Source organism: Kothea flammea (assembly GCF_052161645.1).
Taxonomy (GTDB): Bacteria; Planctomycetota; Planctomycetia; order Pirellulales; family Pirellulaceae; genus Laterigemmans.
The window spans coordinates 4,001,883-4,025,471 of record NZ_CP197414.1; the positions used below are offsets into that span (position 1 = coordinate 4,001,883).

At 55.1% G+C, this 23,589-nt stretch carries 13 protein-coding genes; 3 read left to right on the forward strand and 10 right to left on the reverse strand.

What is annotated here, in order from left to right:
* Positions 1-9: 9 nt before the first annotated feature.
* The 5 genes from SH139x_RS15130 to SH139x_RS15150 all read right to left on the reverse strand — a co-directional run bounded on the left by SH139x_RS15130 (position 10) and on the right by SH139x_RS15150 (position 14,994).
* Positions 10-8,352 (reverse strand): Ig-like domain-containing protein, encoded by an 8,343-nt coding sequence (locus SH139x_RS15130; protein WP_488350613.1) that lies wholly within the window; start codon positions 8,350-8,352, stop codon positions 10-12.
* Positions 8,318-8,515, reverse strand: coding sequence for a dockerin type I domain-containing protein (locus SH139x_RS15135; RefSeq protein ID WP_488350614.1), 198 nt, complete (start codon positions 8,513-8,515; stop codon positions 8,318-8,320). The genes SH139x_RS15130 and SH139x_RS15135 overlap by 35 nt, the downstream gene beginning before the upstream one ends.
* A 387-nt stretch (positions 8,516-8,902) precedes the next feature.
* Positions 8,903-11,815, reverse strand: a complete 2,913-nt coding sequence (locus tag SH139x_RS15140) for a TolC family protein (RefSeq protein WP_488350615.1) — start codon at positions 11,813-11,815, stop codon at positions 8,903-8,905.
* 291 nt (positions 11,816-12,106) lie between these two features.
* Positions 12,107-13,417 (reverse strand): ABC transporter permease, encoded by a 1,311-nt coding sequence (locus SH139x_RS15145; RefSeq protein ID WP_488350616.1) that lies wholly within the window; start codon positions 13,415-13,417, stop codon positions 12,107-12,109.
* Between the two features lie 17 nt (positions 13,418-13,434).
* Positions 13,435-14,994: a hypothetical protein gene (locus SH139x_RS15150; protein WP_488350617.1), complete on the reverse strand. Its 1,560-nt coding sequence runs from the start codon at positions 14,992-14,994 to the stop codon at positions 13,435-13,437.
* Positions 14,995-15,343: 349 nt separating this feature from the next.
* Between SH139x_RS15150 and leuB the strand changes: the two genes are divergently transcribed.
* Entirely contained in the window at positions 15,344-16,417 is a 1,074-nt protein-coding gene (gene leuB, locus SH139x_RS15155) for a 3-isopropylmalate dehydrogenase (RefSeq protein WP_488356027.1), read from the forward strand.
* A gap of 45 nt (positions 16,418-16,462) precedes the next feature.
* Complete coding sequence (locus tag SH139x_RS15160; protein WP_488350618.1) at positions 16,463-16,897, forward strand: DUF6960 family protein; 435 nt, start codon at positions 16,463-16,465, stop codon at positions 16,895-16,897.
* Between the two features lie 22 nt (positions 16,898-16,919).
* Here the strand turns inward: SH139x_RS15160 and SH139x_RS15165 are convergent, their stop codons facing one another.
* The 3 genes from SH139x_RS15165 to arfB all read right to left on the reverse strand — a co-directional run bounded on the left by SH139x_RS15165 (position 16,920) and on the right by arfB (position 19,691).
* Positions 16,920-18,362 carry a sensor histidine kinase gene (locus SH139x_RS15165; protein WP_488350619.1) on the reverse strand — a complete coding sequence of 481 codons (1,443 nt, stop codon included), beginning with the start codon at positions 18,360-18,362 and terminating at the stop codon, positions 16,920-16,922.
* A gap of 15 nt (positions 18,363-18,377) precedes the next feature.
* On the reverse strand, positions 18,378-19,112 hold the full coding sequence (locus SH139x_RS15170; RefSeq protein ID WP_488350620.1) for a UvrB/UvrC motif-containing protein: 735 nt from the start codon (positions 19,110-19,112) through the stop codon (positions 18,378-18,380).
* Positions 19,113-19,265: 153 nt separating this feature from the next.
* The gene (arfB, locus tag SH139x_RS15175) at positions 19,266-19,691 is read right to left on the reverse strand and encodes an alternative ribosome rescue aminoacyl-tRNA hydrolase ArfB (protein WP_488350621.1); all 426 of its coding nucleotides are present in this window, start codon (positions 19,689-19,691) and stop codon (positions 19,266-19,268) included.
* A gap of 40 nt (positions 19,692-19,731) precedes the next feature.
* Between arfB and SH139x_RS15180 the strand changes: the two genes are divergently transcribed.
* Positions 19,732-21,261: an outer membrane protein assembly factor BamB family protein gene (locus SH139x_RS15180; RefSeq protein WP_488350622.1), complete on the forward strand. Its 1,530-nt coding sequence runs from the start codon at positions 19,732-19,734 to the stop codon at positions 21,259-21,261.
* Between the two features lie 162 nt (positions 21,262-21,423).
* On the opposite strand, the gene SH139x_RS15185 is transcribed toward SH139x_RS15180, so the two are convergent.
* The gene (locus SH139x_RS15185; RefSeq protein WP_488350623.1) at positions 21,424-22,455 is read right to left on the reverse strand and encodes a ferredoxin family protein; all 1,032 of its coding nucleotides are present in this window, start codon (positions 22,453-22,455) and stop codon (positions 21,424-21,426) included.
* 162 nt (positions 22,456-22,617) lie between these two features.
* On the reverse strand, positions 22,618-23,574 hold the full coding sequence (locus SH139x_RS15190; RefSeq protein WP_488350624.1) for a DUF808 domain-containing protein: 957 nt from the start codon (positions 23,572-23,574) through the stop codon (positions 22,618-22,620).
* Positions 23,575-23,589: the final 15 nt, after the last annotated feature.

The window sequence follows — 23,589 nt, forward strand, 5'->3', positions numbered from 1 at the left end:
CGCCAGTGGCTATTGCAAGTCAATAATCAGACTGCCACCATCCTCTTCGTCGAGTTGGCCAAAATTATCTAACACATTGACCATGATGCGGATCGAGTCGCCCGAGAGGTTCGCTACGATGGTGCCATAGTTCACCATTGTGGCGAGATCCGGAATGGTTGGTAAATGTCGCCGCAGGAAAACGACATTGCCACCCGAGACCGTGATTCCTGCCGCTAACTCCAGCGTGACGTTATCTTCGATTAGGACCAAATTATCGGCGTTGGAGGCGCTGTTAGAAAACTGCAGCATGCCGGTACCATCAATGATTTGGGTGATCGCATCACTGCCGTCATCTCCGCGTGCAAAGTAAATTTCACTGTTGCCATCCACGTGCATGGTGCCGTTGAGCGTTAGACCGTCGATAATCCGTAAACGGTCACCGGCAAGCAACAAATCGGCGTTGAAGGTCACACCATGGAGCAGATTTTCAAACCGGTTGGAGAATAACAGTGGGCTGCCATTGACGGTACCACCAAGAATCGCACCGCCAAGCAGTTGCCATTCTCCGTAGCTGCCACCGGTCGTGAGGGTATCGCCGTCGAGGTTCAGCGTGCCGCTGAGTGCTACCGCCCCGCCGTCCGCTTGGAAGTCACCAAGATCCCCATGTGCGAACGTGCCACCGAGTTCAATTCCCGCTCCCTCGGCAACATGCACGGTGCCCAAATTCGTCCAGGACGTGGTCTCAATCCGCAGTGGGTTATTGAGATCGATTAAGTTTGCCTCAATAGTACCCCGATTGATCAGGGTGGCGACATCGGGGACGGTTGGTAACTGCCGCCGCAGGAAAACGACATTTCCGCCGGAAACCGTGATGCCTGCGGCTAACTCCAGCGTGACGTTGTCTTCGATCAGGACAACGTTGTCCGCGTTGGAGACATTATTGGAAAATCGTATTGTGCCACTGCCATCAATGACCTGGGTAATGGCGTCGCTACCACCCTCGCCCCGTGAAACATAAATTTCACTATTGCCATCCACTTGCATGGTGCCGTTGAGCGTCAGACCGTCAATGATCCGAAGACGATCATTGGCGATGACCATATCCGAGTTTATGGTCACATCTTGAAGCAGATTTTCGAAGCGGTTGGAGAACGTCAATGGGACACCGTTGACGGTACCGCCAATAATCGAACCACCCAATATTTGCCATGCTCCGTAGCTGCCGCCGGTCGTCAAAGTATCGCCGTCTAAATTGAGTATACCAATGAGTGCTACCAAGCCGCCGTCAGCTTGGAAATCGCCCAAATCGTCATGCACGAATGTGCCTCCGAGTTCAATACCTGCTCCGTCAGCAACATGCATTATGCCCAAGTTTTTCCACGCTGTGGTCTCGATCCGCAGCGGGTTGTTGAGATCAATTAAGTTTGCTTCAATGGTGCCGCGATTTATTAGGGTGACGCCGTCTGGGACAGCCGGCAATTGTCGCCGCAGGAATACAGCATTTCCACCGGAGACCGTAACCCCAGCGGCGATCTCTAGGGTGATATTATCCTCAATCAGGACTACGTTTTCTGCATTGGAGACGTTGTTTGTAAACTGTAGCGTGCCGCTGCCGTCAATGACTTGGGTAAGTGCGTCACTGCTATTTGGTGGCCGGACAAAATAGATCTCGCTGTTACCATCCACTTGCATGGTGCCGTTGAGCGTGAGGCCATCGGCGATTCGCAGACGGTCATTGGCGATTATCAAATCCGAGTTGACGGTTACGCCTTGGAGAAGATTCTCAAAGCGGTTGGAGAAGGAAATAGGGCTGCCATTGACGGTGCCACTAAGGATCGCACCGCCAAGCAGTTGCCATTCTCCGTAGCTGCCACCGGTCGTGAGGGTATCGCCGTCGAGGTTCAGCGTGCCGCTAAGGACTACCGCACCGCCGTCCGCTTGGAAGTCTCCAAGATCCGCATGCACGAACGTGCCTCCGAGTTCGATACCTGCCCCCTCAACAACATGCATGGTGCCCAAGTTTTTCCAGGTCGTAGTGTCGATCCGCAGCGGGTTATTGAGATCGAGTAAGTTTGCCTCAATGGTACCCCGATTAATCAGGGTGACGCCGTCTGGGACGGATGGTAATTGTCGTCGTAGAAAAACGACATTTCCGCCCGAGACCGTCATTCCCGCGGCAATCTCCAGCGTGATATTATCCTCAATTAGAACAACGTTATCCGCGTTGGAGACGCGGTTGGAAAATAGTAGCGTGCCGCTGCCATCAATGACTTGGGTAATCGCGTCACTGCTGTTCGGCGGCCGGACAAAATAAATTTCGCTGTTGCCATCGACTTGCATGGTGCCGTTTAGCGTGAGGCTATCGGCGATCCGCAAACGATCACTGGCAAGTATCAAGTCACTGTTTAATGTGATATCTTGCAGGAGACTGGACGAGCGATTGGAGGCAACCAGTGGTGTGCCCGAGATGGTCCCGTTTTTGATCGTGCCACCAAACATTCGCCAGTCTCCCAAGCGGTCGCCATTCACAAGTTCCTGGTTACCAAGCTCTAGGGTTCCAATCAGCCGCACTTCATCGCCTGCCAATTGGAGTCCATCGATGTTAGACAATTGAAAGGTCCCTCCCAGGCCCAAGTAGCCACCGTCATTGACACTGGTAGTACCGTTTAGACTCGAGTTATCGAGGGTAATGGTTGGCGAATCGGCGACCAGGAGTTCGCTTTCGACGACCATCTGTTCCAACGTGATGTTTCTTGTAACCAGGGTTGGCGTTCCCGAACGACTGGGCAAAAGCGTAGCCCCCTGCAGCGTTCCGCCGGCCAGAGTCAGTTGACCTTCAACTTGGAGAGTCTCTGAAATTTCCCAGCGCCCTCCATTGAATTGGAAATCGCCCGCGATGAAGAGGCTGCGAATTGAAATGCCGTTGCTGGGAATCGTGATAAGCACGTCAGGGTCGAGCGCCGGAATATGGACATCGTCTTCACTGTCGGGTACGTTCCCATCGACCCAGTTGGCTGGATCATTCCATTGACCTGAGTTCGGAGAACTCCAAATTGCCGTGGCGGCAACCACCTCAAAATCGCGCGTGAGGTTGGGGCCTGACATGGTGTTACCGGCAACATCTTGAATGCCCGCTTGATCAACGACCAGGCGATATTGACCTTCAGGAAGTGCGGGAAACGTGAGCAAGAGTTCGCGGTTGTTTAGACGGAAGCGAGCAGCTGAGGGAGTGGTGGTTGCACCACCTGGCGCAATGTTGGTGATCCCCACGGTCGCGAGACTGAAAGACCCTGCATCGATCGGCTCATTAAAGGACATTGCGATTGTGCGGAAACGGCTGCTAACAACCTGTTGGTTTTCAAGGCTAATCGATTGAATGATGGGCGGCGTTGTATCGGCGGTCAGAGTAACGGAGCGGACATCAGAGAGCGTGACGTTACCGCCCGTATCGGTGGCTCGCATTTGTACTCGCAGAGGTTCTCCGTTGGCCTCTTCAAGGTTTGGGGCAACAAAATCAAATTCAAAGGGAAACGATGTGTCCCGGCGGACCACCGTTTCGTTGATCAGTAATTCCACATCGCGAACTTGCACGTCGTCGATGATTTCGCTGAGGATTTTGACGAGCGTACCTTCGTCGACTTGGAGACCAGAAGTTTGCGGTTCGGAATCAGGAGCCTCAACTTCAAACTGGATACTGGGAGCCTCGCCTTGGATGTCGAACGGTAGGTAGTTTACAACCAATAGCCCCGCTTCACCTGCTGCCAAATAGGCGATGCCCGAGTGTTGAGTGATGGAACTTGGTCTACTGGGCAATTCAATTCTTGGAAATTCACGGTACGTCTGTTCGTCCGCAGTCGTGGAATTCCAGTCAACGAGTTGCACGAGGGCGGGATTCCCAGCTTGACGATCGGCGATTCCGGCCAACAGCACGAGTCCGGAACCGTTTGCCACGAGGCTGTCGCCGGGAGCGCTCGTTTGCGGTGCTTGGCTGGGGGCCGCTTCAAATGGCTGCGCAGGGTCGCTGACATCCACAGTGACGAATCCACCGAGCGTGTTGTTTGCAACCGTCGCTAAGACAAAATCGGGTCCCGCAAAAAGCTGGCCCCCGCCGGCCGATAGTTGAATCGACCCAACGACTTGGGGCTGTAGATTGCTGATGTCAATGACCGTCATGCGACGCCGGGTGTCCATGGTGTAAAGATAGTCGCCATGTTGCGCCAAACCGGTGATCGCGTGACTGGTGGGGTTCGACTCGCTGAGCAATTCTCCCGTCTGCATCGTATAGAAACGGAGTTCGGTACCACCGGCGACGGCCAATTTCCCATCGACGTGCAGCACTTGGTGAGCCGGAGTTGAAATTGAATTGGCGACGACTGGAGCCATTGGATTGGACACGTCAATGAACTGGAGGCCCCCACTCTCAGTTGCTACGGCAACTCGTTGCGAGGTTGTATCGACTGCTAAATCGATGGCGTTACCTGGCAGGTCTAATTGCCCCAGCACGATCGGCAGGTCAAAGTCCGAGACATCCAAGATTGCCAACCCGTGATCACCCGTCGCAACGTACGCTGTCTGGCCGAGTGACTCTAGCGGATTTCCAGCAATGACCACTTGCCGAGCTGGTCCCAGTAATTCTTGAGTGGCGATCAAGCCAGTCGGAAAACCTCGTCCACCTAGCGGATCTATGCCTTGTTGGATCTCGGTGAAATCGGAGATGCCATCGCGGTCGGTGTCTTGGTTTTGCGACGAAGTGCCAACGACTATTTCGGCGACGTCGGAAAGTAGATCGCCGTCATTATCAGTAAAACTGTCGGTACCGAAAATGGCCCACGGGATTCGCACTGTCGAACCACTGTTGCCGGTTTCTATTGGTCTCGAAAAAGTCAGATCATGCTGGGGGTCGTAAGCCAGCAACCTCATGCTGGAATTGCTGGCCACGATCGTGCTGAATTGACCGTTCACGCTGCTCTTGCCTCGGACTGCAATCTGGCCTTGCTGATCTTCGATGGCAACCATGGCGGGTTGCATTAGCGGCATTGTGGTTATTTCCGAGAACCGTTCCATGATGCCACGAATTTGTTCCATCTGCTCGCTGGGGCGAGTGTAGAAGCCGGTTTCGAGCGATTCGCTCACCGCCTCCGCGGACAGCGCGAAGCTGACCAACGCGTTGTCGATGCGAACGCGGTTTGCGACGTCGCCGCTCCACCGCCGAATCGAAAGACGGTACTCTCCGGTGAAGTTACCACCCGTCCGATCGCCGGTGCCCGCTGGGTCATAACTGTCGTTCCCGTAACTGGAAACGCCCACGTAGTAGCGCCCCGTTGTGGAAAGTTGGAAAAAAGGGACGCTCGCATTTCTGCCCAAGCCCGATTCCGTGTCTCGCGTTAGCTCGCTACCGTCGGCGGCAAAGATGCGAAGCGTTGCAAGTGCCAGCTTTGCATTCAGGCGGTGCAAGTCAGCGCTGATCGTGTCACCTTCGTTTGCGTCGAAAGCATACAGATCCACATCATTTTCCCCAGCCAGGTTGTCTCCCAGCAGGCTATCGAAGCTGCGTCCGTCATCCGCCGGGATATCCAGCAGATGAGCGGTGGCAAGTGTATCACCAACATCCTCAGGTACTGAATTGGGCGCCGGCACATAGGTAATTGACTGCCCATCCTGTTCACGTTGATCGGTCAATTCTTGCACAACTTCGGGCTGCGAAGTCGGCGACTCGGTGGGAGGATTGTCCGCCGGAGCGTAAGTGTTTGGCGGAACTATCGGCGTGGGAGGCAGGACGATCTCATTGGTGTTGGCTGCCGGAGTTCCACTGGGGCTGGTTTGCAAGTCGTCGATGAATTGCTGTTGTCCCTCGGGGGTGGACAGCGCCGAACTATCCCTGGAGCCGATTGTAGCCTCGATCCGGTCCAGAATCGCGTTTGCCTCTCTTTCAAAGTCAGTTAATTGTTGATGCATTCGTTCCAGTGTTGCGGCCATTTCATTGAGACCCTCGAGCATGTCATTGTTCAATGCTTCGATCTCATCCAGGCTATCTTGAATGCCTTCGATCAAAGCCATGTGTTCGGCCGCCGCTTGTTTGGCTCGCTCAAAATCACGAATCATTGTCTCCACCTCGCGATTCGTGCGAATCACACCCAATGCGCTGTCGAGCGTCGATGCTGCCTGTAGCCATGGATTTCGAGTAATGTCTGCTGCCACTGAGAGACCAGCGGCAAAGATCACATCCCAGCAACTTGGGTACTGGCCGCGAAATTCACAGTCGCGCATTCTGTCGGCAAAATCTACACCTTGCACGATCCGACTCGCCTCCTTGAATAACACTGGATCTATCGCGGCATTGATCTTCATTAGCTCTGGAAAAAAGCTGGCAAGTTGATCGTCAACTTTGCCTAAATAGGATTCACGAGCTTCCCGCAAGCCGTCCTGCCAGGGTTGGTGGAGATTGACATCCACCGTGACTCCCGGTTGCGTGAAATGCCAACCGGGCGCTTGAATCGCTGGACCATTGGAAACGATGGCTGTAATCGGCTCTCCTTGCTCGTCGGTCGAGTCGGTTATGACCACCGTCCCGCTGCCAACCACAATCCATTTCCCAGCATCATGGTCGAACGAGAAAATAAGCGTCTGTTCGCCCACCGGTAAATTGTCAGTGTTGGGAAAAGTAACTCGCGCCGGTGTATCAAAGCGGACGGCGGGTACGGAGTTATTTGGCTCTGACAGGTTTCTGCCGGCTTGAATGGAGATGACGAGGTTGGGCTCTAGGTTAGGAGGTAACGGAGCGGGAATGCGCGAGGGTGCTACGGGAATAATCACAGCTTCCGTGGCTACTTGACCAACCGCGTCGACGGCAGCGCCCGGCGTAAATTCCACTTGCATGAAACCGAGTCTTTCCGGGGAAATACCGGGGAGTATTGTCTCTAGGTCGTCCAAGCCACCTGCGCCAAAACCAACTTGGCGTGTTTCTGTTTCTGACAACGCTGCGACATCGGTTGCCGCCACCGCTGGTAGATAAATGTCAAACGGCTCTCCGTCCATTTCAATTTGTACGGTCTCCCCCGGTACGCTGTGGAATGGTTTTCCAACGTTCGGGTACATGCGTCCGGCCGCGGTAGGTTGTGCGGTTCGACCATCGATGTGCACAAAGAAATCGGGCGCAGGCATGTCGACTAATTCAAAACGCCCGCTGCTATCGGTGACTACGTTGGCGTCTGGAAACGCGTCGACTCGAATGGTGGCCCCGGCAATCGGTTCGCCAGTGACGGAATCTCGCACGTATCCGAAGACATTGGTGTTGGGAATGCGCGTCATCGGCAACGTGCGAAAATAGGACTGCAGCCTGCCACCTGGTTGACCGTCACCGTTCAAATCAACTTGACTACCATCCACATCCGTTATTCCACCACCATTCAATTCGACTTCGATTTCGGTCGAGGGAGGCATGGCGGCTGCCGGTTTGAATATGACGAACCGTCCTGTCGAAGATACCGTTGCGGTTCCGTCCAATATTTGACCATTGGCTCGCAAGCGAAAATTGTCGGTGTTGATGGTGCTGGCATCGAGTGGATAATCAAAACGCACGACAACATCCCGCGTGACACTCACCAAAGCGGCTCCCGGCTCGGGGGAAACACTCAGCACGCGGGTGATTGCGTCTACCGAAAATTCACGACTTGGTACGGCCAGGCTGTTCCCGGCCAAGTCCACGGCCGCGGCCAAGACTTCGAGGCGATAGCTGCCGTTGGGAAGGGGCATCGTTAAGTCGAGCCTGGGCGAGCCACCTTCGTTCAAACTGACATGCGTGATTTCAACTTCCGTCGTTTCGTCTTGCGTGGTGCCGTCGATGCCAAAGAGTCGATAATCTGCGGGCTGCAGTGATATCGCCCCCAGCGGTTCGTCGAACTCGAGCTCCAACCAGTCCGCGCGGTGTTGCAGTACCGGCGGTTGGCCGGTGTCAAGCAACTGCGGCCCCTGACGATCGAGGGTAATCGTGAATTGCGATAAATCACCAAGGCTGCTTCTCAGCAGTATTTCATGTTCGCCATCGGTGAGCGGAGCTTCAAGTAGTGAATCAAGCGTGTCGGCAGGGAGCGATAATTCAGATCCCTCGAGAAAATCGGTGACATCGATGAACTGGCCGCCGCTCGCTCCGCCTACTTGCAGCTCGACGGTTAGGCCAGAACTCGAGAAAGTCGCTTGAATGCCGTGGTCGCTCGTCACGCGATCAAAGTTGGTTTCACCGTCCGGCCCGGTGTCGTGAATCAGGGATGGAGCAATCCAGCTGTTCCCCTTGCTGAGGTGGTTGATGACAACCAGGGCGTCAAGAGGTGTAACGTTTTCATTGCCATTTACGTCTGGATAAAAAACCAGCACGTAAGTTCTGCTGATTGACCTCGCTGCGATTTAGCAGATTGATGACCGCCAGGGCATCGAGAGGCGTTACTTTGGAATCATGGTTGACATCAAAACGTTGATATGGATTTTGCAGATCGGCAGCCAGCAATCTGCGAGATTCGAGTTGTTCGAGCCGCGGCATGCGATTGCTTCTCACTATCGGGCGGCCGACCTTAGTACAACGTTTGACAGGTTTGTTTCTCACCATGGTTCCCTTAACGCCAGCTTGCAGCAGGCAATGAATTTTGCAGTGCACGGCATGATCAAATGAGCACTCGATAGCCGTCCGCTGCAAATGCAGATCACCAGCCGAATTGCTTTTCGAGCGAAGCCGATTGGTGCTGCCTGATAATGTAATTCAGAAGTATTTTCGAGAATAACATTATTGTCGCAAAGAAAGCGTCTTTCTAGCCACTTGGGGGCGACGCAGTTCAAGATTCTGTTGCCATGGCCGCAACAGCTAAAAAACCTGAAGGAGCCTGTCCATCGCTTGCCTCGCGGGTGCAAGCTGGGATCGTGCGGCAGCCAGCTAACGTACCGTTCTGCGGATCTCCGGAGAATACTTTAAGTGGGGTACCAGGCGACCGTAGGGCCGCGGATTATTCTCGAAAAAATTCGTGTCCACCGGAGGTTGCATTTCTTCGTCGAGAAGGCCCGGCCAATAACCAACTTGGTCAAGTCGGATCGCTTCTAAATCGAAGAACAGCTCCACTCGATCCAAGATAAAGCCAATGTGCTGGCTGGCAACACTGCTCAGCGCGGCAGTGTAGTCTTGTTGGGCTTCCAGAAAGTCCCGGGCGACGACGTTGCCGGTTGCCAGTTGTAATTGAAGTCGCGTGCTGGAGACTCGCTCGAAAGCCAAGGCGGCCGATTTGACGCCGATTTCGTATTGAGTGCGACGCAATCGTAGGCCGCGGAGATCATCGCGAATCTCGAACTTGATACCATCCTCTGCTTCAATGATGGTGCGAATCGCTTGGTTGTAGTTGATCAAAGCAGCCCGATAGTTATTTCGTTGTTGACGCCGGTTGAGAGGTGTATCCAAAGCGATGCTCAGCCGAGTTTCACTATCGTCAAAAGAGAAATTAAATGGCTGATTAACGTCGCCCGGCGAGCGGAGAATCTGAGTCGCGCGAAGGTCAAGAATGGAACGCAAATCATCAGCGGAAAATTTTACCTGACGACGCGAATCGGCCAGCTCACCGCGACGGTTGCGGAGGTCCAATCGCTGGACCAAAGCCGTTAACATCGCCGCTTCCTCTTCCACATCAATTTCGCCCAGACCGCCGCCGCTGGCTGTGATCGATTCGGTGGCCAATTGAATCGCGTCGTCGACCGTCTGGTTGATCAACTTTGCGTATGCGTCTGGATTGGTGGGCAAGATACCCGCCGCCAGCGAGCCTAACAGTTGGTCGGCTTGTCTCAGCAGCGTTTCCGCCCGTTCGACATAGCTCGGTAGTCGAAGCAGTGTTGCTTCCGCTTCCAAGTCGGCGAATTCGACTTCCATGGTGGTCAATTCGTCACTCAACTCAGCCAAATATTCACGCGCCGCGCCGAGGCGCTCGTTTGGCGGGGTGGTGAGTAATCCTGGGGCCGGGTCGTCAGTCAACTGGGTGAGCGGATCGCCGGCGTTTGTCAAACGGCGATATCGAATCAATCTTCTCGCCAGTTCCAGGACGCCGGAAGTTAATTCGACGTTCCTGCCGAATACTTGCAGAGCTAGCAGCGCCGTGTCGTCTTCCTGGTCGCGAGTCAATTCCCCGCGGAGCGTGTCGACTCGTGATTTTGCTTCCAACACCGAGAGTTGGTAGGCAACTTTCAAGTATCGTTGCTCGTCAACCTGGTTTGGTCTCTGGCGGTTCTGGCCCGTCGGTGTTTGAGCACTATCGGGGGATGTCGAATTTTCGCTTGTTTCCAGTTGTTGGCTGAGGTTGCGAATGTCTTCAATTCGATTGATCAACACGCTGGCGGCGTTGACGACAGCCGTGAGATCGCTCTGGCGACGTTGCTTTTGGGAGACAAGTTCACGACGCGCACGGCTGATCAATTCCCGGGCTACGGTCGATTCATCACTTGCTGATAACGCTTCGAGTTCGGCAAGCGCTAAATTCAACGGCATCTCGGGAGGTAAACCAACGGCCAGTTTGAGACGATCTAACTGCGTTTCTAACTGATTACAGCGACTGACCAAATCACTGCGGCTCCGCAGCGCGTTTTGCTCGAACTGGTCGACTTGTACGCGTGGCAAGCCGCCGCGAAACTCATACTCCGCTTGACCTTGCAGATAGCCTCGCAAGTTACTGAAGTAATCCTGCGAGGCAATTTCAATCGCGCGATAGGACAGCAGCAGGTTGTAGTATTGAGACGCAAGGTCACGAAACAGCTGACGCCGAAAACGAATCAAATCGCGGGAGGCATAAATGACATCGCGTTCCGCTTGGGTGAGTTGTTCAAAAACGATGTCGCGTTGAAAGATGGTTTGTTGAAAATCAAACAGGATCTCCGAGTTGACGTCGGCGGCGAAGCCCTGCGGTCCGTTAAATGTCAACAGCACGTTGTTGGCAAAGGATGCGAGGAATTGTCCCGCGGTGGCGGTGGTTTGCGTCAGCGCCGCCTGAGTCGGGACCCCCAGCGTATTGACCTGGCGGCCAGCGGAGTTCAGCGAGCGATAATTTGCCGCGGTGCCGTTGCCGAATTGGCTTGGCCGTAACTGAAATTCAAAGCGCTGTCGAGTTAGCCGCAAAGCAACTTGATACAGAATCTCCTTCCGAGTTTGGTACTCGCGGCTGTTGATCAGTGCCAACTCCATCACATTGGGCAAACTCAAACGTGGTGCATCGCTCGCTAAATTCGCGGGAACCGGAGCCGAATAACTGCGCCGGTACTCTTCCCGGACCGAAGCAAACTCAATCATCCGCGGCAGGCAAACATCTGGAATGTCTTCCCAGGTTGCTTGGGGAATCGGAACAATTCGTAACCCACCCGCGTCGCGATCGGCTGATTCGTCCAGCGTGTCGGCTTCTTCCGGCTCGGCTGTTCCAGGCGGTAGCTCCTCGCTCGACTCTGCGGAGGGCGCGGGTAGTTCCTCGGCGGAGAGCTCCTCGGTAGGTGGTCGCTCCGCCGTGGTCCCGTCCTCGAGATCGCTGGCGGCTGGATTCCCCGAAACCAACGGTGGGAGTTGGTATTGATTCAGCGTTGGCCGGGGGTTTGGCAGCACGGGGCAGTCTGGATCTGCGTGATCGTTGAACCTTGCCCTAGGGTCGGGATAGACGTTGAAATCAGCGGGCAAGTCGTACGGCTCGCAAGCATCTTTTTCGGTGAGGATTTCACGCACCTGTTGGTCTGCGTCTCGCCGATGATAACGGCGTGAGCAACCGGCTAGCGACAACGTGGTGACAGCCAGCCCCGCACAGGCGAGAATAAACGCACTTCGACGATCCAACTGTTTGCTCAACCATGAGTTCCCGAATAGCCCTTATCCCCAACGGTTGCATCGGTCATCCGCTCAACCCGCTTTGATGGAACATGCGCAATAATTGGTGCTTGCGCTCATTGGGGGGAACAGTCTGAGAAACTGGTGAAAAGATAGCGATTATTTCGCGGGGGGAGTTGCTTTCCGGCAGAGGTGTTTTCCGGGAGCTGGGATCAGTCGCCCTCCCGTGTAAGGCAACGCATGCAATGGCTTTGGGGAAACAAAATCGCAGCGACGTGGCGCCAACCAGTTCTCAGCGATTTACTGTTGCCGGAGAGCTTCGATAGGACTCATCGCGGCTGCTTTATAGGCTGGATAGACGCCAAAGATCACGCCCGTGGCAACGGAGATCCCGAACGCCAGAAAGATCGAATTAAGGCTGGTCATTGTCTGCATATCGGCCACGTACGTGACGGCGACTGGAATGCTGACACCAAGAATGATGCCCAACACGCCACCGGTGGTACTCAAGACGGTCGTTTCCAAGAGGAATTGGCGGATGATATCGCGGCGGCGAGCGCCGATCGCGCGGCGGATGCCGATTTCTCGTGTCCGCTCAGTAACCGTTGCCAACATGATGTTCATAATGCCAATCCCGCCCACCAGCAGGGAGATGCTGGCGATCGAACCGAGGACGAGATTCCAAATCCTCTTTTCGTGCTCTGCCTGCGCCATCAGTTCCAGTGGCACAACGACTTGAAAATCGCTCTTTTGGCGGTGCGTGCGATTGAGCAATGACCGCACCATGGCGGCGGTGGGGCGAACGCGATCTTGGTCGTCGTCCGCGGTTCCCCGGACCGCCAAAGTCACTTCGCTGAGCTCCACGCGCTCGTACTCGCGGCTGCCTTGCGGACCACTTCTTTGCAACACACCGATGCGGCTGCGTGCGGACGTCAAGGGAATGTAGATGTCACGATTTTGGTCGTCGGTGCCAGAACCAGCAGCCCGCGCTAGACCGCTATCTTGCGGCATCAATACGCCAATCACTCGATAAACACCGTTGCCGACAAACAGTGGTTGTCCGAGTGCCTCCTTGAAACCAAACAAAGCGGTCGCAGCTCCTTCGCTGAGGACGGCCACGTTGGCAAATTTATCGAGGTCTTCTTGATTCAGGAAACGACCGCGAGCGAGATCCAAACGCTTGACCCGAGGCAAATCGGGCGTCGTCGCCACCACGCGGACTTGACTCAAACGGCGTCGTCCATGATGTGCCTCGTGGCGATTAACCAGCATCGGTACGGCCACGTCGCAGGTGGGCAGTTGCTCGAGTACGCGAAAATCGTCATACGTTAAACCGTATGCTTTGACTTGAAATCCATTGTTGTTTTGCACGCCCTGATTGGATGTGCTCGCCGAACTGTTGTCCGTTGCCGGCTTCACACTGCGGACAATTACGTTCGTGGCTCCCAGTTCACGAATACGATCCAAAGCTTGTTGCTTGCTGCCCTCACCCACCGATAGCATCGAGATCACCGAGGCAACGCCGAGAATCGTTCCGAGCAACGTCAGTGCGCTGCGCATTTTATGCAGCAGCAGGTTTCGCAGCGCCAATTTGAGAGTGGCAATCCACATGATCGATTCGACGCCGACTAGGCAGCCGCCGCTTCTTTGAGAAGTTGGTCAACGACGACAGCCGGATTGAGCGCGACTTGTTGGCCCGCCTCGATGCCCTCCAAAATTTGCACGCGAGTGTCGTTGGATCGTCCCAACGTTACGTTTTGAATGACCGCTCGATCACCTTGGCGGATAATCACCATGGTTTGCTCATCACGCTGGACAATCGACTGGATTGGAACCAAGACCACATCTTCAAGCGTATCAATATGAATTTCACAGACCGCCGTCATGCCGGGCTTGATCTGGTTGACCTCAGTATCGATGGTGACCACGGTGTCATAAACTTTTGTGTCACTACCTCGCCAACCGTTTTGATCCGGCAGGACCGCGATACTTTGCACGGTCCCCCCGTAGCTGCGGTCCGGAAAAGCGTCAACCGTGATCGACGCTTTGAGTCCGGTGTCGATCTGATCGAGCACCGATTCATGGATGGAGGTGCGGACTTGCATTTTGCTGAGCGAAGGAAGCGATAGGATATGCTGGCGATATCGCACCGGCACCCCTTCGCGAATTTCATCATTGCGGTCCGTCGCATAGGCAATCATGCCAGCTTGAGGTGAATAAACTTTGCAGGCCTCCAATTGAGCTTCGTAGCGAGCCAAACGCTCTTCGTCTTTTTTCAAAGATTCCGTTCTCGCCTTCAAGACAGCCGTCGCTTGGTCCATTTGAGCTTGGTTATTCCGTATCACCTGCTCCAAATTTTTCTCCGCGGTTTGGAGTTTTCCCTCCAAGGTCAACAACTCCATTTTTCGTTCGTAGTTCTTCGCTTTTTCCATGCTCGCGTACTGCGTCTGCAACTTGTTTAAGGTAGCGGCATACTTGCCTTCCGCTTGCATGTAGCTCAACTCACTCCGTCGCAATTCGTTTCGGTTCGCGTAGCCCAGCCGGAACAACGATTCGACGCCACGACGATCGTCCGCTTGCAGTTCCAAAGCAGCCTTGGCAGCCAAAATTTCGTTGTTCACGTCTTCAATGGTTCGTTCAATCGCTTCGACCGACAACTTGTAAGTACCGCTGTCCGGGTCGGTAAACATCTTGAGATCTAGCTTTGCCAGTTCAACTTGCAATCGCGCTTCGGCTTCCGCAGTCTCGTTCTGCACAATCTGGTTGTCATAGTTGGATTGAGCCTGAATGGCCGAGCTGCGAGACTCCTCCACTTCGAGGATTTGTTCGTCTAATTGTTCTCGCATCGGCGAGGATTCAATTTCAACCAACAAGTCACCCGCTTTCACGCTTGAGCCGTTGGGGATAATCCATTGAATTGGTGTCCCGTTGATGCCATCGCGTTGAACATCTTCGACGCCGCAGAGGATTTGCAAATTCTCTTGACTCTCCAAGTTGCCCCGCTCGATCACGGAAATTTCCAAGTCCTCGCGGACCGCTTGTTGCCACATCAGCTGACCGCTGAGCGCGGCACCATCAGACTGGTTGCGAGCGTAAAAAAAGCCGACAGCTGTGATTAAAAAACCAGAAGCAGCGACGACGGATACCAGACGCGAACGGTTGAATCGACGGTTTGTGTTGTCGGACACAGAGTTCCTCTCTAAGACCGCACACCGGATCGTCTGCTGCAAAGCTCAATCCAGCTTGATTTGCAAACAGCGACCGTGCGTACTAGGGGGCTGTGATATCGAGGTGGGGGGGGCGGGCAGGTACGACATGGCTAAAAGACCAGGTGGACATCTGCCTCGGGGAACCAAATTATAACTTAAAACGCTTCCAGCTCAAAACGGCTGATCGGCATCGCTTCGTGTACAAACCCCGGAAAAGGTGGTTTGTTTTCCACGATGACCAGGAAATCCCGCACAGTGACCAAACGTGGCGACTGTGTTAAATTTCTCGTTTGTAAACATTCTATCTATCGGACTAGTGGAGCAGATTGTGTCGGTAAAGATTGTGTTGTTGCCAGGTGACGGGATCGGGCCGGAAATCACCAGTGCGGCAGAAGGGGTACTGACGGCGATCGGGGCCAAATTTGGTCACGATTTTCAAATGGAACGTCATTTGATCGGCGGCATCGCCATCGATGAAACGGGCGATCCATTACCCGCGTCGACCGTCGCAGCCTGCCGCAACGCGGATGCTATTTTGTTGGGCGCCGTGGGGGGGCCAAAGTGGGACGATCCCAGCGCGAAAACCAGGCCCGAAGCGGGATTGCTGCGGATTCGCAAGGAATTGGGGCTGTTCGCGAACTTGCGCCCCATCCAAACGTTCGACGAACTGGTCGGGGCTTCGCCGCTGCGGCGAGAGATTGTGGCGGGCACTGACATCATGTTTGTGCGGGAGCTGACCGGCGGAATTTACTTTGGCGAGTCGGGTACGAACGTCCGTGATGGCGTGGAGTCTGCTTTTGCAACGATGGAATATAGCGTCCCCGAGGTGGAACGGGTGGTCCGTTTGGCGGGTAACTTGGCCCGTGAGCGACGCGGCAAGTTGACAAGTGTGGATAAAGCCAATGTGTTGGAGCCGAGTCGGCTGTGGCGGCGAACCGCTGAGCGGGTAATGCGGGAAGAATTTCCGGAAATTGACTATTCCGTGGTGTTGGTGGACGCGATGGCGATGCACTTGATCAGCCGACCGCGTGATTTCGACGTGGTCGTCACGGGTAATCTGTTCGGTGATATTCTGACCGATGAGGCTTCGATGCTGCCCGGCTCGCTGGGGATGCTACCCAGCGCGTCGATGGGAGCCTCGGGGCCGGGATTGTTCGAACCGATTCATGGCTCGGCGCCTGATATTGCCGGACAAGACAAAGCGAATCCGTTGGCAACGATTCTGGCAACCGCCATGATGCTGCGGCACGCGCTGCCCGGTGATCAAGAGGCGAACGCTATCGAGGCGGCGGTGCGTTCAGTATTGGCCAGCGGCGCGCGGACTGCTGATATCGCTTCAGCAGACTCGGCGGTGATTGGTACCCGCGAGATGGCTCGACGCGTGGTCGATGCGATTCGATGATTCATCGCTAAACGATAATTTGGTAAACGATTATTTGGTAAAGCTGTGCGTCCCAAACTGCCTGACTACGGAACTTTTACGCATTGGCCCGAGGATGGTCACGCGCGGCTGCATCCCGATGATATCGCAATTATCAACCGCGTGATTCCCAGCTCTCGCGTGTTTCGGCGGTCGCGTTTTGATGGCGTGTTCTACCAATTTGAATATGGCAAATCGCTGCAGTTTCGCCTCCGTCCCTGCATGTGGCTGGGTTTGAATTGGGAGGGGATTGATGTTGGTGATCAAGTCGAAGTCATTGGCTTGGGCATGACTCGCGACCTCTTTGTGGCACGCGTGGTGGAAATGCGTTTTAATCGCCGCAACCGCCAGATCGAATACACACTCTCACAAGCCGGGCAGGTTTATCCCCGGCTCTACGTGGCTGAAGAGTTACGCAATTTGGACAACCAACCCAAGCTACGCAAACCGGCTGGTGGATGACGCACGAGCTGGGCGGCGATCATTACTTTCGCGTCTCTGACTGCGGCAAGGATTTGCCTCCCGTTTGCATGCGACGCGGCAGTGAAACCACGGCGGTCGTTCCTTGACCAGGCACGCTCTCGAAGTGCAATTGGCCGCCCAGACGCTTTACCACGTTGCGCGTCAAAAACAGCCCCAACCCCATGCCTTTTCCGGGCTCCTTGGTGGTAAAAAAAGGTTCCCCCACGCGATCTTGCACCGCCGCTGACATGCCCTCGCCAGCGTCGGTAATGCTCAGCCTAAGCCAATCTTCGTCGACCCCGGCATCGCAAATCACCGATCGATCTTTGCGGCTCGCGTCGAGCCCATTGTGGATTAAATTGCGGATCGCTTGGGCAACCGCTTCCTGCGGCAACCACAACAAGCAATCTTCAATCGCTTCGGCCGCCGGGGTGATTTCCACACGTTCTGGTTCGCGAATGCCTTCTAAAACGATGTCAATTAAATCACCGAGCGTCGACTGTTGCCAAGGTTCGCCCGCACTATCTCCCGCGGCTGATCGCATGCGATCAATAATCGCTCGGCAATGCCGCAACTCCGAATCGATTAATTGGAGATCATTGCGGACCGAATCAGGTATCGCTACTCCCTCCAGATGATGTTGCAGCTCGCGGGCAACGAGCACCACGGTCGACATCGGGGTGGCCAATTCATGGGCGGCACCTGCGGCCAACGTGGAAAGACTTTCCAGCTGTTGCCCCTTCGCCTGTTCAGCTTGGACTCGCCGCAGTTCCTCTTGCCGACGGTTAACCTCTTGCGAGGTTGTGGTTACAAAGTAAGTCACCACGGCGGCGCTGGTGCTGAACGCAATGAATGCTCCGAGGTGCCGCGTCAAGGCGCTGGTTTCCGTCCCCGCTTGGAGCACGCTCAAGGGGACGTAACTGAATAGCAAACAACCAAATCCGACAATCGCCAGAACGGTCAAGCTCCACGCCCAGCGAAGTCGCAGAATGACCCCCGCAACCGCCAAGTTGACGAAGTAGAACGACGAAAACGGGTTGTCGACTCCGCCGCTGAAGTGCAGCATGGCGGTTAAGGTAATCAGGTCAACGGCCATCAATAAACCGGCCACTCGCAGTTTGGTACCGCGGGAATATCCCATGCCGGCAACGGGCGGCACGACCAGCCGCAGCTCTCCACTCGGGCCCGTTCCCCGCTCCATCGTTTCCACCGTTTCACCCCGCAGCCAAACACCGTACACAATGTTGGTTGCGGCCGTGAAGCCTACCAACACGAGCAGCGGTTGCAGCGGTAATTCGCGGGCGAAAAAGTAGTGCGCCGTGGTGATAGTAAGCAACTGACCGATAACGGCGGCCCAACGCAATTGCACCAACCAAATGCTGGTGGCCACTTCTGGACGCGAAGCGGTAAAGCGATTCAGCACGCGTTGACGCAGGGGTGCCGACGAGTCATCAGGGTACGACACGGAATTGCTTGTGGTTTAGCTGGCTTGCCGCCGGGCCAGTTCGTCGCGCAGTTGGGCGGCTCGTTCGTATTGCTCTTTTTCAACAGCATCCTCGAGCTGTTCCAGCAACGTTTGCCCGACGTCATATTCTTTCCGCAACGATTCACGCAGTTCGATCAGGCGAACCACCAGTTCATCACTCTCGAATTGGTCTTCGACGTCATGGGTGACAAAAATTTGGCGAATCTCTTCCAGCCCTTTGCTGACCGCTTCGATCGCTTCCTCCGGCCCATTCTCTTCCAACTCGGCGAGCGCCTCGGCCTGCGTGCGATGGAACCAAACAAATGGCCGATATTGCTCGTGCGAGGAAGACCACTCCTCGTCGGGCGAATGCGTGTGGGCGACCTGCATCAACTTTAACGTGTGGTCGGCATCGATCACCGCGCGGCGGTAATCCTGCAGTCTCAGCCAGCAAATTCGCCGGTGATAAAACTGCATGAATTCGCGATCGACTTCGGTGCATTCACTATCGTTCAGACGGAAATCGGGCGACTCGAGTTGGCGATGCAACAAATAATCAAGATAAGTTTCAGCTCCCGACGGTTTTTCCCCGTCAGGTCGACCTTCACATTCCAGCTGCAATACCCCCATGTCGACTCGCATCTGAAGTACTTGTCGGTCGTCCTCGAGATCGACTTTTCGCACCGATAAAGTGTGCGGGTCGAATTCCCATTCTTTGAGCAACCGATCCAGATGCAGATCGTGTTTCATAAGGGTCCAAAAGTTTGTGCTTGAAAGTAACGGCGGAGAGTGAGCAGCTCCAGGAATCCACTCTGGCGTGGGAAAACCACCAATCCAGAGATCCTTTGACGGAGTATACCAGGCTCAGCGAATCCGAGAAGGCGACAGACCGGCCCGCAAGCCCTAATCGACCGGGGGGCGGCCGCGTAATCGTTTCTTTTCGCTTTGCCGGCGTTTTGCGTCCACCCGGCGGCGTTGGCTGCCCAGCGTCGGGCGGGTGGCTTTCCGCGGCACCGGGGGTGACTTACAAGCCAGCAACATATCGCGCAGTTTTTGACGGCAATCTTCCAAATTCCGCCGCTGCAGCCGATAACGCTCGCTGTGCAATACCAGCTCGCCTTCCGTATTCAAGCGATTCTTGTAGCGAGCTACCGCACGTTCCCGCCATCCCTCCGGCAGGAGGGGATTGTCGCGAATTCGCCAGCGTAACGTTACCTTAGTATTTAACTTGTTGACATTTTGCCCACCCGGCCCGCCGCTGCGGGCAAACTGTACTTCGATTTCCTTCGCAGGGATTGTTACTCGCCCGCTGATCAAAAGATCGTCCATGATGTTTTCTCCCGCTTCGAATTATATTGTTCGGTTATCCATGCTCACGCGACAGCGAGCCAAGGTCCATTGCGACTTTGTCCTGCTGGGGTTGCTGATGTTCAGTGGAACACTGATTCTAACAGAAAAGGCAATTTGCCAGAGTCCCGCCCAACCTAGCCAAGGGCAAACCACTGCGGCACAAAACACTGCGGCACAAACAATTTCCCCAACAGACCGACCGCTTGCCGAGGATGTTGGTTCGGTCTCAGACCTAGGGAAGCGCGGTGCGGGACAGGATTGGCCCCAATTTCTAGGTCCCAACCACGACAGCAGCAGTCCAGAAGTCGGTATCCGAAAAGACTGGTCGGCTGGCAAATTGCCGCTGCTGTGGTCGCGCGAAGTGGGGACCAGTTACGGGATCGGTTCGGTTGCCGCGGGGCGTTACCTCCAGTTTGAACGCATCGGCGACGACGAGCGGCTGACCTGTTTGCATGCCGAAACGGGAGAACTGCTGTGGTCCAGCGACCAACCGGTCCGCTACGAGGACATGTACGGTTACAACAACGGACCGCGGACCAGTCCCACGATTGTTGGAAATCTTGTTTACACGCTAGGAGTGGCCGGCCAACTCTGTTGTCGTAAGCTCGAGTCTGGCGTGGAAGTCTGGAGCAACAACGTCAATCAACAATATGGGGTGATCCAGAATTTTTTTGGCGTCGGTGCCTCGCCGCTAGTGGTCAACGACTTGGTTATCGTAATGGTCGGGGGGAGCCCTGCGGCCGATCAAAGACTCCCTCCCGGCATGCTCGATCGCGTTTCTCCAAACGGCTCGGCACTGGTCGCTTTCAATCGCTTCAGCGGGCAAGAAGTTTATCGCGTGGGCGATTACCTTGCCAGCTACTCGTCACCGCGCCCCATGGTCTGGAAGGATCAAACTTGGATTCTAGCGTTTATGCGGGAAGGTTTGTTGGCGGTCGACGCGGCCAGCGGTCAGCAACAATGGATGGTGCCTTGGCGGTCAGGAAAAATTGAAAGTGTCAATGCGGCCGTGCCGATGGTTGCGGATGATCAAATTTTGATCTCTGAATGCTATGAGATTGGTTCCGCCTTGTTACAAATTGGGGCGGACGGAAAACCCAGACTGCTGTGGCAAGACCCGCCAAACCGCCGCTTGCAATCTTTCCGAGCCCACTGGGCTACGCCCATTAAAGTTGGCGACTTCGTGTATGGAAGTAGCGGTCGCCATCCGGGTGATGATACCGACTTTCGATGTATCAACTGGGGAAGTGGGAAAGTGCTGTGGAAAGAACCACGACGGGAGCGTACCAGCGGCTTGAAAATCGACGACCATATCGTCGTTTTAGGTGAGGAAGGAGAAATGTCGCTGCTGCGTCCCAATCCAGAGCGTTACGAAATTGTTACCAGTCTCGACCTGTCAGTTCGTGATGCCAACCAACCAGCGCGTCCCCCGCTGCGCTCTCCCTGTTGGGCAGCACCGATTGTCGCACACGGCCTGTTGTATGTCCGAGGAGATCGCAATCTGCTCTGTTTTGAATTGATTCCCGAGGGTAAGAACGAAGCCAAGTGATGATCGTAAGGCTGAGCGTACTCGTTCAACAGTTAGCCGCAGGCGTACTCTCTTTTTCACAACGCTGCTAAGCAACGTACGCCTCCGGCTGACGGTTAAACCAACAATACTACCTTGCGACGGCTTCGGCTACGCTTCGAGCAATCCTTTGTATCGACCTGTTTACAATTCACACTCATCGAGCGCGTCGATCAGGTGATCGAGATCATCTTTGGGACCTCGCTGCTCTTCGGTGTGACGTTTGGGGATCCCCACTTCCAACCCCACAGCGGCCCGGCCGGCGAGCAGCAATTGTTCGTCACGTTCTCGAGCCGCCGCCGCGATCGGATCCTCGTCCTTTTCGGGTGCGCCGAACAACAGGGATAGATCGATCTTCAGTCCCGTGCCATCGTCAGTATCCGCACCGGCGATGGCAGGCGTTTTGTGCTGAGGAAAAATAATCGCGTTCTCAGGACAGACGCGACTGCAAGCGGGACAGCCTTTGCGACAATTATCGGGTTGCTCGACGAGAATCGTTTCCGCACCATCGACTCCGTAGACGCCGAACAAACAGAAATCGATGCACTCCATGCAATTCGTGCAGCGGCTGTAGTCGATCACCGGGTACCAACGCCGCGTGGTTCCCTCGTCGATCTTCAGCGGCTCGATCTGTTCCAAGGGGGAAAGATCGTCAGCGGTTCGCAGGCGGAGATCAGCCAACGCGCCGTCGGTAACGTCGGCGGTGGCAATGCGGGTGATTTCGGCAGCGAACTCGTCGGCTTTCTCGGAAACTCGCAAGTCGAGGCAGTAGATCTTACGGTCAGGGATGTCGCGGCTATCGATCACACGTTGAACCAGCGGATTGTCGGCGAGATCCGCTTCATGTGCCTGCTGTTCTTCTGTCTCTTCATCGGCATCGGTCAGCAGAACTTCACCAAACTGACCGCTGACGCCGTTACGGTCCAGCACCCAGCGGGCCGCTCGCGGGAAAACCCAAGAAAGAAAAACAATGTCGCCATCAATTTCTCGCAACCGCTGCATTGTTTCGCCCTTAGCGGGCAAATCGTAGAGGTGCGGAATCGAGAGCACTGAAACGCCCGCCAAACTGGCCGTCGCCTCTTGAATGGCGGCCTCTAACGCACGCTTCTCCGGAGCCCGAGATTGGCCACGGGAGAGGACTATGGTCAGCTGTTTAACTTGAGCGGTGCTGATCACGGAGGGCTCCAAAGCTCTGCGAGGAAATCCAACTTTCGCCCAGTATAGCAAGCTGCTCGCAAAATGCGAAACGCCACCAAACCAGGAGAATGTCCATAGTCGCCTTTCGTTCCGCCGAAAGTTTCTGCGGCGACTTTTACTTTCGGCGGAGCGAAAGGCGACTTAGTGGGCTGCCGGTTTGCGGCCGAGCAGCCGATTTCCGGCTGAGAGCACGGCCACAATCAGCAGTCCAGCCACCAACCCAACCAATCCCGACAGCACCTTTTGCAATAAACCGCTGAAGAATCCCGATTCGCCCGCGATCGATGCCGCCAAGTGATGCACTTGCACCTCAATCGGATGGATCGTATGCGAAATAATCTCGCCCCCCACCAAAAACATGGCAATGGTTCCGGCGATGCCCAAAAATCGCATTAAATAGGGAGCGATGACCAGAATCGAGCTGCCCATGCCGCGTTGCAGGCGATCCCAAGGGCGAGTCCCCTCGTCGCTTCGCAAATAGAGCCCCAAGTCATCCAGTTTGACGATCGCGGCGACCAGTCCGTAAACGCCAACCGTGATCAACAAAGCGACCGCGATCAATGAGGCCACTTGCACCATATAAGTCTCTTGCGCCAACACCCCCAGCGAAATCACAATGATCTCGGCGGAGAGAATAAAGTCAGTGCGAATCGCCCCCTTGATCTTTTCCTTTTCTAAACTCACCAAATCAATCTGCGGATCGACCAAAGCTTGCCGCCTGATCGCCTTGGCCTCCGCCTCAGCCGCTTTCAAGTCTTTGCTTGGAAACAGCTTGTGCAGCACTTTGTGAGCTCCTTCATAACACAAAAAGGAACCACCAATCATCAGCAGCGGGTTGATCGCCCAGGGAATAAAGGCGCTGATCAACAACGCCGCCGGAACCAGGATGCACTTGTTTTTCAGCGAACCGACAGCCACGGCCCACACCACCGGCAACTCGCGATCGGCATTTACTCCGGAGACTTGTTCGGCATTGAGTGCTAAGTCATCGCCGAGTACTCCGGCGGTCTTCTTCACAGCCACCTTGCTCATCACGGCAACATCATCCAGCAACGATGCAATATCGTCGATCAAGGTTAAGAGGCTCGAACCTGCCATGATAATGCGCTGCTC

Coding starts and splice junctions, on each gene's coding strand:
- SH139x_RS15135 (WP_488350614.1), bottom strand. CDS start 8,515: ATGCCGCGGCTCGAACAACTCGAATCTCGCAGATTGCTGGCTGCCGAT.
- SH139x_RS15145 (WP_488350616.1), bottom strand. CDS start 13,417: ATGTGGATTGCCACTCTCAAATTGGCGCTGCGAAACCTGCTGCTGCAT.
- SH139x_RS15170 (WP_488350620.1), bottom strand. CDS start 19,112: ATGAAACACGATCTGCATCTGGATCGGTTGCTCAAAGAATGGGAATTC.
- arfB (WP_488350621.1), bottom strand. CDS start 19,691: ATGGACGATCTTTTGATCAGCGGGCGAGTAACAATCCCTGCGAAGGAA.
- SH139x_RS15180 (WP_488350622.1), top strand. CDS start 19,732: ATGCTCACGCGACAGCGAGCCAAGGTCCATTGCGACTTTGTCCTGCTG.
- SH139x_RS15190 (WP_488350624.1), bottom strand. CDS start 23,574: ATGGCAGGTTCGAGCCTCTTAACCTTGATCGACGATATTGCATCGTTG.